We start from the raw sequence: 13831 nt of genomic DNA on the forward strand, positions 1-13831 counted from the left end.
ATTATTTAAATAGAACGGATTATATCTGCAAAAACTCCGCTTGCTGTTACATCAGCTCCGGCACCGGCTCCTTTTACAACCAGTGGCTGCTCAGAATATCTCAATGTTTTGAAAATGACAATATTATCTTTACCATAAAGGTGAAACAGATCACTTTCGGGAGCAATATGCTGTAATCCCACCTTAGCTTTTCCATCTTCAAACTCTGCAACATATTTCAGTATTTTACCTTCGTTTTTGGCTTTATTCAATAAGCTTTTAAAATGATCTTCATACACTGTAAGCTTTTCATAAAAATTATCAACACTTCCCTGCATGCATTCCTCCGGCAGAAAACTGATATTTTCAATTTCTTCAAACTGAAGCGGATATCCGGCCTCTCTTGCCAGAATTAAAATTTTTCTTGCCACATCCTTTCCGGAAAGATCAAGCCTCGGATCCGGCTCTGTGTATCCTTCCTTCTGGGCCTGTGCTACCACTTCAGAAAATGTTCTGCTGCCGTCATACTCATTAAAGACAAAATTCAATGTCCCACTTAGTACAGCTTTAATAGATTGGATTTTATCTCCGCTTTTGATCAGGTCGTTAATGGTTCCTATAACCGGAAGTCCGGCACCTACATTGGTTTCAAAATAAAAATTGCAGTTGTGATTTCTTGCGGTATCTTTTAATGCTTTATATTGTTTAAAATCTGAGGAAGCCGCAATTTTATTACAGGCCACAATATTCACACTTCTCTTTAATAAATTTTCATAAATTTCCGGAACATCAGGACTTGCCGTAACATCAACAAAAACAGAGTTTCTCAGATTCCTCCGGATTATTTCTTCAGCAAATTCTCCGGCAGAAGCTTTTGCCCCTGCTGATTCCAGGTAAGATAGTTTTCCTGGGATATCCCCTGATCCGCAAATAACATATGACGACTGTTGGAAATTCCTGCAATTCTCAGATTGATTAAAAAATTTTCCTTTAAATAATCATTCTGGTTATAAATCTGCTGAACCAGTTTTGAACCTACATTCCCTGTTCCGCAGATATAAAGATGGATCTGCTTGATTTCAGATTCAAAGAATTCTTCATGAAGTACATTAACTGCTTTTTTGCTGTCTTTTTCTGAAATGACAATACTGATATTTCTTTCCGAAGATCCCTGTGCAATAGCTCTTATATTGATACCGTTATTTCCGAGACATCCAAACATCTTTGCACTGACCCCGCTTCTGCTTTTCATATTTTCTCCCACTAAAGCTACAATGGAAAGACCGGTCTCAATTTTTACCGGAAAAACTCTTTTCAGGTTGATGTCATCAGCAAAGGAACTGTTGATCGAATATTCAGCACGTAAAGCATCTTTTTCTTCAATAGCAACAGTGATGGAATGTTCTGAAGATCCCTGGGTAATCAGAATTATATTTATTTTTTCCTGACTTAAGCATTGGAATAATTTTGCCGAAATACCGGGAATTCCAACCATTCCGCTGCCTTCCAGTGTAAGCAGGGCAATATGGTTCATATTTGAAATTCCTACTGCAACCTGCCTTCCGTTCTCAGAAGATTTCAGCTGATGGGAAATTAAAGTTCCCTGAGCATCAGGGTCAAAAGTGTTTTTGATGATCAGGTCAATATTTTTCACCATGACAGGCTGAATGGAAGGTGGATAAAGCACTTTTGCCCCAAAGTGCGACAGCTCCATCGCTTCATGATAAGATATTTCTGAAATAGGTTTGGCATTGGAAGCAAGACGGGGATCTGCAGTCATCATTCCGCTGACGTCAGTCCATATCTGGAGCTCTTCCGCATGAACAGAAGCTGCAATAATAGAAGCTGTGTAATCTGAACCGCCTCTTCCCAGTGTTGTCGCATTATTTTTTTCATCGCGGGCTATAAAACCGGGGCCTACGATGATACGGTTCTGCTTTTCACTGAGAAAACCTACAATATTCTTTTCAGTAAAACTGAAATCTACTTTTGCGTGAGTGAAATTGCTGTCTGTTCTGATAAGGTCTGCAGAGTCCATCCAAATGCAGTCTAACCCTTCATGCTGTAATCTCGCTGCAATAATTTTTGAAGAAAGAAATTCTCCGTAAGATGCAATTTTATCTTTGATTCTGGCAGTAAGCTCACCAAGTACAGAGATTCCGTTGCAAAGATCTTCAATATCATTGAAATGTTTTTTTACAAAGCTCAGCCACGAACTTTGTTCCGCAATTGGGAAAAGTTCTTTCACTAAGTTAATATGCTTTTCTTCAAGGTCTTTGATAATCTGTATATACTTTTCATCTTTTACAGAAGCATTTTCAGCTGCTTTGATCAATTGATCTGTAACACCATGAAGCGCTGATACAATTACAACAACCCTGTTTTTTAAAGATTCACTTTTTATAATTTTTTCCACCAGTAAGATATTCTGAGAATGGGCGACTGATGTTCCGCCGAATTTTAAAACTTTCATCAATTATTTATTTGAAGTTGGATAAAAAAAGTGGCTACTCTCTGAAAAAGAGTACGGGTACCGGAAATTATATGTGAAAATTTACCCCGTTATGGGGTAGTTGTTGTAGTTGTGAATGTAGAAACAGAAGATATGCCTGAAATAAGTGATTTCAGGGCAGAAATATCAGATATGTTTCTTAGAAAATTCATTGTAACGGAACAAATGTACAAATTATTTTGAAACGGCCAACTTTTTAATCCTATAAAATTTATTTCCTTTTTTAGAGATATATTTGCTGTAATTGATTAAAAATCTTATATTTAGGATTTTAACCATAATAAAATTAACCATGAAAAATTTAAAAAAAGTGAATCGCAAGAATCTGAAGTCCATCCGTGGAGGAGATGTGAATGATTGTTTTGAGTATTGTCCTGCAGGCCCATATGGACCAGGTGAACCCAAGTCATGTGCAGATTATCACGCCTTGCCGCAATGCTGTAAAGGAAGAGTACTGGTCAGTTTTGAATGTTCTGATCCGTATTGATTTTTAAGCAATAAACAATAATTTTCTTATTTCTAATCTTAAAATTAAACATTATGAAAACAATTAAAAAATTATCACGTGAGCAAAAGAAAAACATCACCGGAGGATTTACTGATATCCAGATTGAAGCTTGTGGTGGTGAACAGTTTGTATGTTTCCGCGGAGGTGGACAATGGGGATGCTGGCTGAAACCGGGAGGAACCTGTTATGCACCAATGCTGTAAATATTGGTATGTTAAATCATTTAAAAATTAGAATGACTATGAAAAGTATAAAGAAATTAAACCGAAAAGAACTTGAACGAATAAATGGAGCCGGCCCGTCAAGATGTGCAGGATGCCCACAGAATGCTACATTCGGAGATGGCCCGGGATATCAGTATTCCTGTGCGGCTTATCAGGGACTTCCAGATTATTGTAAAATGTGTGTTCTGGTAAGCATAGAATGCGTGGATGGAGGAGTATCCTAAACTATATTTGTACTAATAAGATAATGAAAAAGCACTGTGAAAAACAGTGCTTTATTTTTTAACAATTGGGTGGGAAATGTTCACCTTTCGGAACACACATTGGTTCTCCATAACATCCTGTTCCGCAAGTTTCATGTATTTCGCAGTTTAAGCTACATATGCCCACGCCTCCTTTTACATTTTTAAGACTTTTTCTGTCTAATTTTTTTAGATTTTTCATATTTATTATTAGTTTAGATTCTAAATATAATAAATATTCAATGACTAAAAAATTATTTTATGCTTTTAGAAAGATCAAGCATGGCTTCAATAGGTTTCAATGCTTTTAATCTTAGTTCTTCGTCGATAAGAATCTCAGGAAGTTCATACTTCATGCACAGGTAAAGCTTTTCCATGGTATTACGTTTCATGTAAAAACATTCTGAACAGTTACAGCTTTCGTCAAAAACCAATGCAGGTATCAGTTCTTTGTGAGGAGCGCGTTTTTTCATTTCGTGAAGAATTCCTTCTTCTGTGGCGATAATGAATTTCTGGCAGTCGTCTTTTTCCACATAATTCAGCAGGGCAGAAGTAGACCCGATAAAATGAGCCAGTTTTAAAACAGCTTCTTCACTTTCAGGATGAGCAATCAGTTTAGCATCCGGATTGTCTGCCAGTTGCTGTGCAATTCTTTCCATTGAAAAAGCTTCGTGTACTACACAGCTTCCATCCCAAAGGATCATATCACGTCCTGTTTTTTTAGATAAATATCTTCCCAGGTTTTTGTCCGGTGCAAAAATGATTGGTCTGTCTTTCGGAAGAGCTTCAATAACTGTTTCCGCATTGGAGCTTGTTACGATAATATCACTTTCTGCTTTGGTTTCCGCATTACAGTTGATGTAAGTGGCAATTAAAGCATTTGGATGCTGCTCACGCATCTTTCTCAGCCCTTCTCCTGAGCAACCGTCTGCCAGTGAACATCCGGCCATGGTATCAGGAAGAACTACTTTTTTAGTTGGGTTCAGAATTTTAGCGGCTTCTGCCATGAAATGTACTCCGCAGAATACAATCATGTCTGCATTGGTTTCTTTTGCCTGTCTTGCGAGCTGTAAAGAATCTCCCAGGAAATCAGCGATATCCTGAATTTCTCCCGGTTGGTAGTAATGGGCCAGGATAACAGCATTTTTTTCCTCTTTAAGTTTAAGAATGGCTTTCACCAATTCTTCTCCCTGAGGAATAGTGATATCTTTTATATCCAGAAATCCTCTTACAGGAATTGCAGATTTAGCTTTTTCTAATGTTTCGGTACTCATATCAACCTCAATTTTTTATTATCAGAAGCTAGAGGTTAGAAATTAGAAGTTAGATTTTGAGAGTATTGATTACTTCCATCTTCTGGCTTCTATCTTCCAGCCATTACTTACTGATAAAACTTTTTATTAAACTTTCTATTTCTTTTTTAGCGGTATCAAGATCTTCATTGATCACGATCTTGTCAAACCCGCTGGCATAGGTCATTTCTTCTGCTGCCTTCGCTACACGGGTTTTTATAGTTTCTGCATCATCTGTATTTCTGGAAACCAATCTTCGTTCCAGCTCTTCAATGGAAGGTGGTTCTATAAAGATAGACAAGGCCTTTTCGCCAAAGTATTTTTTTAATGAAATACCTCCTTTTACATCTACATCAAAAATAACAACTTTTCCCTGATTCCAGATTTTTTCCACTTCAGATTTTAAAGTACCGTAATATTTGTCAGTATATACTTCTTCATATTCTACAAAAGCATCTTCGGAAATTTTCTGTCTGAACTCATCCGGTGTCAGAAAATGATAATCTACCGCATGAACTTCGCTTCCCCTCGGTTGTCTCGTAGTACATGAGATTGAAAATTCCAGTTCTGGAAATGTTTTCAGTGAATGCTTTACCAATGTAGTTTTTCCGCTCCCTGATGGTGCTGAAAATATAATTACTTTATCCATTTTTTGAGTTTCGGGTTCCGGGTTCCGAGACTTGTGTTCCATTCTTAGAAAGAGCCACGTATCTCATAATCCGTACCTGCGTTACAATACGTTTAACGTTTGTTCTTTTATTTTTTCCAGGTCATCTTTCATCATTACTACCAGTTTCTGGATTTCTGCATGATTGGCTTTAGACCCAAGTGTGTTGATCTCCCTTCCGATTTCCTGAGAAATGAAACCCAGTTTTTTTCCGTTGAAAGACTCATTGTCCATTACTTCTTTATAATATTTCAAATGCTGGGCAAGTCTTACCTTTTCTTCAGAAATATCAAGTTTTTCAGTGAAATAGGCCATTTCCTGGTAGAAACGTGTTTCATCAACATTTTCAAATTCTTTCAGGGATTTCTGGTAACGTTCTTTCACGCTTACAATTCTTTCTTCCTCAAAAGGAATCACTTCTCCAAGATATTTATCAATATTCTGAATATTCCTGTTTAATTCTTCATGTAAAATACCACCTTCCGTTTTCCTGAATTCTTCAAATCTGTCAACGGCATTATTGACAATTTTAGCCAATGCTTCCCATTCACCTTCTGTAAGCTCATCAGGTCTTGAGGTAATGGCATCAGGAAGTCTTACTGCCATTTTCAGGTATTCAAAATCGGGACCGTCAGAAGCTATGTTTTTAAGTTCGTTGATATAAGAGTCGATTAAATTTTTATTGATTTTTACATCATTAGACTCTTCAAGGTTCTCAATATTAACGTAGCAGTCTACTTTTCCACGGATAATTCTATCGTTAAGAATTTTTCTGATTTCAAATTCTTTTTCTTTATAACGTAAAGGAATTTTAATATTCAAATCAAAGCTCTTGCTGTTCAGAGATTTAATATCAATTGTAATTTTTTTCCTTCAAAAACATCTTCGGCTCTACCGAATCCGGTCATTGATAAAATCATAGTTTTTTATTGTTCTACAAAGATAAACATTTAAGTCTATAGTTTGGCTAATGTTGAATGGCTGGAAGATGGAGGGAGGCAGGAAGATTGTTATCATTATAACCTATATCTAATTTTGCCTTCCAGCTTCAGGCTTCCAACTTCCAGCAAATTAAATAAACCCATTTTCGTAAATTAGCGGGGTGAAAAATAAAAATTTAATTTCTGTTGTAGGACCCACCGGAATTGGTAAAACGAGACTGGCAATTGATTTGGCCCAACATTTCAATACCGAGATTATTTCCTGTGATTCCCGTCAGTTTTTTAGAGAAATGAAAATAGGAACAGCTGCGCCTTCAGAAGAAGAACTGGCGGCAGCACCTCATCATTTTATAGGAAACCTTTCTGTGGAAGAATATTACTCCATCGGGCAGTATGAAGAAGATGCGCTTGAAAAACTCAATGAACTTTTTACCACCCATGACACTGTCATCCTTGTCGGTGGAAGTATGATGTATGAAAAAGCTGTGATAGAAGGTCTGCATGATTTGCCGGAAGCCAATGCTGAAAACCAGGAAAAGCTTCAGACTATGATGGAGCAGGAAGGAATTGAGAAACTTCAGGAAATTTTACAAGAACTCGATCCGGAATATTTCGGTGTGGTGGATATTCACAATCATCGTAGACTTTTACGTGCCATTGATGTAATCTGGCAAACCAATACAAAATATTCTGAATTAATTGCGGTGTCACAGGATTCCAGAAATTTTAATGTTATCAGGATCGGAATTGAAGCTCCAAGGGAAGAGCTGTATGAGAGAATCAACCGCAGAGTGGATATTATGATGGAAAGCGGATTGCTGGATGAAGTGAAGGGCCTTGAGAAATTTAAAGATCTGACGGCTTTGAATACGGTAGGTTACGCTGAACTGTTCAAATATTTTGATGGAGAGTGGGATCTTGATTTTGCGGTTTCAGAAATTAAAAAGAACAGCCGCAGATATGCAAAACGCCAGCTGACCTGGTACAGAAAAGCGGATGATATTCATTATTTACAATTAGGATATTCTGAAAAAGACTTTGACGATTTGCTAAAATGGATTGCGGAGGAGTTTCATGAATAAATTAAGAGCTCTGTTTGTCATTCTGACGAAGGAAGAATCTCATCAATCATTTTAAAGATTCTTCATTCCACTTTGTTCCATTCAGAATGACAGTACGGATGGCCATTAATTAAGGTTTTTTATATTGAAAAAATGCGGTCCATAAAGGACCGCACTTCAACAAATATAATTTAATTTACTACTTCCAACCGCCGCCCAGCGCTCTGTATAGATCTACAATGCTGCTTAATCTCTGTCTCTTAATGGAAGCCAGGTTCAACTCTGCCTGTAGGGAATTTCCCTGTGCTGTAATCACTTCCAGGTAATTGGCTGAACCTCCTTTATAAAGAAGCTGTGCACTTTTAATTCCGTCTTTCAGTGTAGCGGCCTGCTCCGTAGCTTTCTGCTCCTGAACTTTTAAATTCTCATTGGAAACCAATGCGTCAGCAACTTCGCCCACCGCATTCAATACAGACTGACGGAACGCAAGAACATTTTTCTCTCTTTGAATTTTAGCTACTTCCAGATCTGTTTTCAATTGTCTTTTCTGGAAAATTGGCTGGGTAATTCCTCCTAAAACCGATCCGAATAACGAAGCCGGAATCTGGAACCAGTTGTCGAATTTGAAGGAATTTACACCGCCATTGGCAGTAATTTTTAATGCCGGATACATATTGGCCTGGGCAATTCCTACCATGGCATTGGATTCTAATAAAAACAATTCCTGCTGACGAACGTCCGGTCTTCTGCTTACCATTGCTGCAGGAAGTCCGGCAGAAATGTTTTGTGGTAAGGAAGTATCAGACATTTCGAGCGTTCTGTTTACTTTATTGGGAAGTTCTCCAACCAGGATACTCAGTGCATTTTCCTGGATGGCAATATTCTGTTCCAGCTGGGCAATCAGAAGCTCTGTTGCCTGTTTCTGTGCTGCGGCCTGCTGTACTCCTAAAGAAGTGTTATCACCGCTTTCCCACATTTTTTGGGTCATTAATAAGGTATTGCTGGTGAGTTCCAGATTGGATTTTGCGATCGCCAGTTGTTTATCAAGCATCAGCAGGTTATAATATCCCTGTGCAATGGCAGCTACTACCTGAGTCTGAACTGCTTTTGACCCTTCATACGTTTGAAGATACTGCATTCTTGAAACCTCCTGCTGATTTTTGATTTTCCCCCAGATGTCAGCTTCCCATGAAAGGTTGAAGGCTGCGTTATAGTCTTCAACATGGCTTGAACCTAAAAATAAATTTAAGCTTTGCCCGTTCATGCTGTTTTTGGAAGGCCTTGAGATCTGTCCGCTTACTCCGAAACCTACATCCGGATATTGCATATATTTTGCCTGTTTCAGCTTTTCCTGTGAAGCCGCAACCTGCTTTAAGGCAATCTGAAGGTCATAATTATTTTTAATTCCTTTTTCAATCAGTTCCTGTAAAACAGGATCGCTGAAAAACTGTTTCCACTCCAGGTTGGCGATGCTGGCAGTGTCTGCAGTTGCAGTATACTGAAACTTTTCCGGAAGCGGCAGCTCAGGCTCCGTGTATGCCAGTTTTGACACACACGATACAGAGCCTATAGCCAGCGCAAAAGTTAGAATAATATTTTTTACTCTTTTCATAGTTGTAATAGACTTTTAATAGATACAAAATTTGAGTGTTTTGCCACAGGTGATTCAGATTTTCACAGCATTCTTAGCTTACAATCACTTAAAGCGAAATCTTTTGTGGCTTAATCTATCTCAGTTTTGTTAATCTTTATTATTGAGCTGAAGCTAAAAGTTCTTCTTCCATTTGTTTTTTCAGAAGTCTTTTCTTTTTTCTGCTCGGCATTTTTTCATGCAGATACTGGAATATTACATACATTACCGGGATGATAAAAATTCCGAATAGTACCCCCGTAAGCATTCCTCCTACAGTACTATAGCCGATAGAGTGGTTACCTTTTGAAGATGCTCCCTGTGTCCAGATCAATGGAAGCATTCCCACGATGAAGGCAAAAGAGGTCATTAAGATCGGTCTTAAACGTAATCTTGATGCCTGGAGTGCAGATTCTATTAAAGTTTTTCCTGCTTTTCTTCTCTGTACGGCAAACTCTACGATCAGGATGGCATTCTTTGCTAAGAGTCCGACAAGCATGATCAATCCCACCTGAACATAAATGTTATTGTCAATTCCTGCCAGCCCTGTGAAGGCAAATACTCCGAAAATCCCTGTTGGAATGGTAAGAATAATAGCAAAAGGAAGCACATAACTTTCATACTGAGCGGCCAGCAGGAAGTATACAAACAGAATACTTAAGAAGAAGATAAATGCAGTCTGTCCGCTTGTTTTGATCTCTTCACGGGTAATTCCTGTCCACTCATATCCATATCCTCTTGGTAATGACTGCTGGGCAACTTCTTCTACCGCTTTGATGGCATCTCCGGTACTGTATCCCGGTTTTGGTGTTCCGTTGATCGTTACTGCATTGAAAAGGTTATTTCTTGTTACCGTTTCAGGTCCGAAAGATCTTTTAACGTTACCAGTGTTTTGGCCGGAACCATTTCTCCTGATTTATTTTTCACATAAATGCCTTCCAGTGAATTGACGTCTGTACGGTAAGGAATATCGGCCTGAGCCATTACTCTGTAATATTTTCCGAATCTGTTGAAATCCGATACAAAGCTGCTTCCGAAATAAATCTGCATGGTCTGCATCAGTTCTGTTACCGAAACACCCAGCTGGTTGGCTTTATCCGTATCCACATCAATAGTGTACTGAGGGTTTCCTGCTGCATAAGTGGTAAAGGCAAAAGCAATTTCAGGTCTTTTCATCAGCTCACCAATGAACTGCTGAGTGGTTGTTCCCAACTGTTCAAAAGAACTGTTTGTTTTATCCTGAAGCATGAACTCAAATCCGGAAACGTTACCGAAACCTTGTACAGTAGGGAAGTTGAAGAAGAATGCATTGGCATCTTTTACCTGGCTTACCTTTCCTGTTAAAGTTCCTGCAATCTGATCAGGATCTTTCATTTCACCACGCTTGTCATAATCTTTAAGCTTAATGAAACCTGCAGAATATGGAGAAGCGTTAGCATTACTGATAAAGTTCATCCCGTCGGCTACCCAAAGGTGATTCGTTGCCTTTTCACTATTGATGATCTTGTCGATCTGAGCTGTTGCTCTGTGTGTTCTTTCCAATGAACTTCCCGGAGGAGTATTCACTGCATATAACACGAAACCCTGGTCTTCAGTAGGAATAAATCCTGATGGTGCTTTTTTGATCAGGAAGATACTTGCTGCTGTAATGATAACAAGACCTCCTATCGCAACCCACTTATTTTTGATTAAAAACTTAAGACTGTAGATGTATTTTCTGGTCATGCTGTTGAAGCTGGCATTGAATGCATTAAAGAACCTTGCTCCAAAACCTGTTTTATGACCATGTTCACCATGCTCTCCCTGAGGATCATTCAGAAACATTGCACATAATGCCGGACTTAATGTTAACGCATTTACTGCTGAGATTAAAATCGCAATAGCTAATGTAAAAGCAAACTGTCTGTAGAAAACTCCTGCAGGTCCCTGCATGAAACCAACCGGAATAAACACGGCACACATGACCAGTGTAATAGAGATAATAGCTCCTGAGATTTCACTCATCGAGTTCATTGTAGCATGTTCTACCGGCATTCCTGTCTGTTCCATTTTTGAGTGGACGGCTTCCACGACCACAATCGCATCATCCACTACAATACCAATGGCCAGAACCAATGCAAACAGTGTAAGCATGTTAATACTGAATCCAAATAACTGCAGGAAGAAGAATGTTCCGATAATTGCCACAGGAACTGCAATGGCAGGAATTAACGTAGATCTGAAATCCTGAAGGAAGATATATACTACGATAAATACCAGAATGAAGGCAATTACTAAAGTTTCCACAACCTGATGAATAGAGGCATCCAAAAAGTCTTTGGAATTATACATGATAATAGGTTTTACTCCTTTGGGAAGGGTAGTTTCCATTACTTTCACCTGCTTTTCAATTTCTGTCAGGATTTCATTGGCGTTGGATCCTGCAGTCTGTAAGATCGCGAATCCGGCAACCGGTTTTCCATCCACTCTGTTGGTAGCAGTATACGTATAAGAACCGAATTCTACTCGTGCCACATCTTTTAACCTTAAGAAAGAACCATCACTGTTTGCTTTGATGGCGATGTTTTCATAGTCTTCATCCTTGTTCAGTTTTCCTTTATATTTAAGGATATATTCGTAAGTTTCCTTACTTCCCTGTCCAAGACGACCAGGAGCAGCTTCAAGGTTGTGATCTTTAATGGCTCCCAAAACTTCCTGAGGCGAAAGATTATTAGCCGCCAGACGATCCGGTTTCAGCCAGATTCTCATCGAATAATCCCTAGTTCCGAATACCTGAGCCTGTGCTACCCCGGGGATACGCTGTATCTGTGGAATAACATTAATCTTCAGGTAATTCTGAAGGAATAATTCATCATATTGTTTTGCATCTTCACTGGTTAATCCCATGAACATGATCATACTGTTCTGTACCTTCTGTGTGGAAATTCCCGCCTGTACTACTTCCTGAGGCAGCTGGCTCATCGCTTTGGATACACGGTTCTGTACGTTTACTGCGGCGTTATCCGCATCAGCACCCTGTTTGAAGAAGACGCTCAGGGTCATGGTTCCGTCGTTACTGGAGTTTGAGGTCATATACGTCATGTTCTCTACTCCGTTCACAGCCTCCTCAATCGGGGTCGCTACCGAACGTGCTACAACCTCAGCGTTGGCTCCCGGATAGAATGCCGTTACCTGTACACTCGGTGGAGCAATGTCCGGGAAGAGGGCAATCGGTAAATTAAAGAGAGACAGGGCTCCCAATAATAAGAGTATTATGGAGATGACCGTTGAAAGGACCGGTCTTTCTATAAATTGTTTTAACATAAGAAGTTTATTTTTTAAGTCTTCTGTATTCGGAAAGGATTATAATGGTTTCGCTTTTAATAAGCTGTCAGAAGAAATATTTTTCGGCTTGACAGAAGCACCGTCTTTTAAGTTCCCGATTCCTGTGAATACGATTTTTTCTCCAGGCTTAAGCCCTTCAGAAATAAAATAATAGCTATCCGTTTTTCCTGATATTTTGATCGGTCTTCCGGTTACCTTCTGATCTTTACCCATTACGTAGACATAGGTTTTATCCTGAATTTCGAAAGTAGATTCCTGCGGAATTACTACCGCATTGGAAATCAATTGAGGCATACGCACTCTTCCGGTGTTCCCCGTTCTTAAAGTTCCGTTGGCATTAGGAAATACGGCACGTACACTGATGGCTCCTGTCGTTTTGTCAAACTGTCCGTCTACAATGCTTAGTTTTCCTTTTTCAGGATAAGTACTGTTATCAGCGATCACCAGTTCTACCATTGGCATATTTTTCAGTTTCTCTTCCAAAGTAGCTCCCGGATATTTATTCTGGAAAGCAATAAAGTCAAGTTCACTTAAAGAGAAATAAGCATAAATTTCGCTGATATCAGATAATAATGTTAATGGATTAGGATCTGTTCTGGAGATCAGACTTCCTTTTTGTAAGGAATTCTTCCGATATAACCGCTTACAGGAGCTGTAATGGTTGTAAATCCTACATTAATTCTGGCATTTCCTACAGAAGCTCTGGCTTGTGCAGCAGCAGCAACGGCAGCTTCGTAATTGGCTTTTGCGGTTTTAAGCTGTACATCAGAAACTACTTTTGCAGCAACCAATGGCTGTAGTCTGTCTACTTCCACTTTTGCTTTCTGGATATTGGCATTGGCAGCCTGCAGATTAGCCTGTGCCATATTCATCTGTTCGCCGTAGCTTCTGGAATCTATTTTAAATAATGGCTGTCCTGCTCTTACATAAGAGCCTTCCTCTACATAGATTCTGTCAAGATAACCGTCTACCTGAGATCTGATTTCAACATTACTTTTTCCTTCCAAAGCAGTAGGGAATTCCTGATATGTAGTAGCGGGTGATGTAATAACGGTATAAACCGGAAGTTCTGGAGCTGGCGGCGCGGCATTGGTGCCTTCTGCGGCCTTGGTGCAGCTCTGTAAAAGAATTATACTTGCAATAAGTACAATAAACCTTGTTTTTCCAGGTATTTTCATTGTTAGTTTAATTTTTAATGAAGTGTTAGATTTAAGTAAAGTTTTTTTGATAAATGCTGTTTTTTTCCTAACAGTGTTAATGGTTAGTTCAAAAAAAATTACAGAATTTTTAATGTGCAATGAGGTCAATCGTTTCCATAGCTGAATTTTTTAATGTTGCTTTTATATATAAGATGAGGTGTATATGTGTTAATTTTACTAACAGTGTTAATTGATTAAGCAAAAAATGATTACTTTTAACAGCTGAATGTTATGAATTGCTTCATAATAATT

The 13831-nt window shown here is 38.8% G+C and carries 8 protein-coding genes and 4 pseudogenes; 4 read left to right on the forward strand and 8 right to left on the reverse strand.

Annotation, left to right across the window (positions count from 1 at the left end; genetic code table 11):
* Positions 1-5: 5 nt before the first annotated feature.
* Positions 6-2452: pseudogene (gene thrA / locus OWR28_RS02730) on the reverse strand (bifunctional aspartate kinase/homoserine dehydrogenase I).
* A 331-nt stretch (positions 2453-2783) separates the two neighbouring features.
* Between thrA and OWR28_RS26750 the strand changes: the two are divergent.
* Genes OWR28_RS26750 through OWR28_RS02740 form a run of 3 tightly spaced genes read left to right on the forward strand, consistent with a single transcriptional unit; the run spans position 2784 to position 3447 of the window.
* Positions 2784-2978 (forward strand): bacteriocin-like protein, encoded by a 195-nt coding sequence (locus OWR28_RS26750; RefSeq protein WP_433986291.1) that lies wholly within the window; start codon positions 2784-2786, stop codon positions 2976-2978.
* A 53-nt stretch (positions 2979-3031) separates the two neighbouring features.
* A complete protein-coding gene (locus OWR28_RS02735) occupies positions 3032-3202 on the forward strand; it encodes a bacteriocin-like protein (RefSeq protein ID WP_332385392.1) in 171 nt (56 codons plus the stop codon).
* 38 nt (positions 3203-3240) lie between these two features.
* Positions 3241-3447, forward strand: coding sequence for a hypothetical protein (locus tag OWR28_RS02740; RefSeq protein WP_332385393.1), 207 nt, complete (start codon positions 3241-3243; stop codon positions 3445-3447).
* Positions 3448-3505: 58 nt separating this feature from the next.
* On the opposite strand, the gene OWR28_RS26755 is transcribed toward OWR28_RS02740, so the two are convergent.
* The 4 genes and pseudogenes from OWR28_RS26755 to OWR28_RS02755 all read right to left on the reverse strand — a co-directional run bounded on the left by OWR28_RS26755 (position 3506) and on the right by OWR28_RS02755 (position 6344).
* Positions 3506-3667, reverse strand: coding sequence for a bacteriocin-like protein (locus tag OWR28_RS26755; RefSeq protein WP_494168421.1), 162 nt, complete (start codon positions 3665-3667; stop codon positions 3506-3508).
* A 52-nt stretch (positions 3668-3719) separates the two neighbouring features.
* Entirely contained in the window at positions 3720-4739 is a 1020-nt protein-coding gene (gene nadA / locus OWR28_RS02745) for a quinolinate synthase NadA (protein WP_332385394.1), read from the reverse strand.
* 103 nt (positions 4740-4842) lie between these two features.
* Entirely contained in the window at positions 4843-5406 is a 564-nt protein-coding gene (gene gmk, locus OWR28_RS02750; RefSeq protein WP_332385395.1) for a guanylate kinase, read from the reverse strand.
* 81 nt (positions 5407-5487) lie between these two features.
* Positions 5488-6344 (reverse strand): annotated as a pseudogene (locus tag OWR28_RS02755) (YicC family protein).
* A 182-nt stretch (positions 6345-6526) separates the two neighbouring features.
* Between OWR28_RS02755 and miaA the strand changes: the two are divergent.
* Complete coding sequence (miaA, locus tag OWR28_RS02760; protein ID WP_332385396.1) at positions 6527-7447, forward strand: tRNA (adenosine(37)-N6)-dimethylallyltransferase MiaA; 921 nt, start codon at positions 6527-6529, stop codon at positions 7445-7447.
* 178 nt (positions 7448-7625) lie between these two features.
* Here miaA and OWR28_RS02765 read toward each other — a convergent pair whose 3' ends face one another.
* The 3 genes and pseudogenes from OWR28_RS02765 to OWR28_RS26760 form a co-directional block, all read right to left on the reverse strand.
* Entirely contained in the window at positions 7626-9038 is a 1413-nt protein-coding gene (locus tag OWR28_RS02765) for an efflux transporter outer membrane subunit (RefSeq protein WP_332385397.1), read from the reverse strand.
* Between the two features lie 139 nt (positions 9039-9177).
* Positions 9178-12359: pseudogene (locus tag OWR28_RS02770) on the reverse strand (efflux RND transporter permease subunit).
* A 39-nt stretch (positions 12360-12398) separates the two neighbouring features.
* A pseudogene (locus OWR28_RS26760) lies at positions 12399-13558 on the reverse strand (efflux RND transporter periplasmic adaptor subunit).
* Positions 13559-13831 lie beyond the last annotated feature (273 nt).

It is taken from the genome of Chryseobacterium sp. 1B4, from assembly GCF_036631475.1.
Classification (GTDB): domain Bacteria; phylum Bacteroidota; class Bacteroidia; order Flavobacteriales; family Weeksellaceae; genus Chryseobacterium.

What these genes read in the sequence shown, in the direction of transcription:
- OWR28_RS26750 (WP_433986291.1), top strand. Translation starts at nt 2,784, where the DNA reads ATGAAAAATTTAAAAAAAGTGAATCGCAAGAATCTGAAGTCCATCCGT.
- OWR28_RS02735 (WP_332385392.1), top strand. Translation starts at nt 3,032, where the DNA reads ATGAAAACAATTAAAAAATTATCACGTGAGCAAAAGAAAAACATCACC.
- OWR28_RS02740 (WP_332385393.1), top strand. Translation starts at nt 3,241, where the DNA reads ATGAAAAGTATAAAGAAATTAAACCGAAAAGAACTTGAACGAATAAAT.
- OWR28_RS26755 (WP_494168421.1), bottom strand. Translation starts at nt 3,667, where the DNA reads ATGAAAAATCTAAAAAAATTAGACAGAAAAAGTCTTAAAAATGTAAAA.
- nadA (WP_332385394.1), bottom strand. Translation starts at nt 4,739, where the DNA reads ATGAGTACCGAAACATTAGAAAAAGCTAAATCTGCAATTCCTGTAAGA.
- gmk (WP_332385395.1), bottom strand. Translation starts at nt 5,406, where the DNA reads ATGGATAAAGTAATTATATTTTCAGCACCATCAGGGAGCGGAAAAACT.
- OWR28_RS02765 (WP_332385397.1), bottom strand. Translation starts at nt 9,038, where the DNA reads ATGAAAAGAGTAAAAAATATTATTCTAACTTTTGCGCTGGCTATAGGC.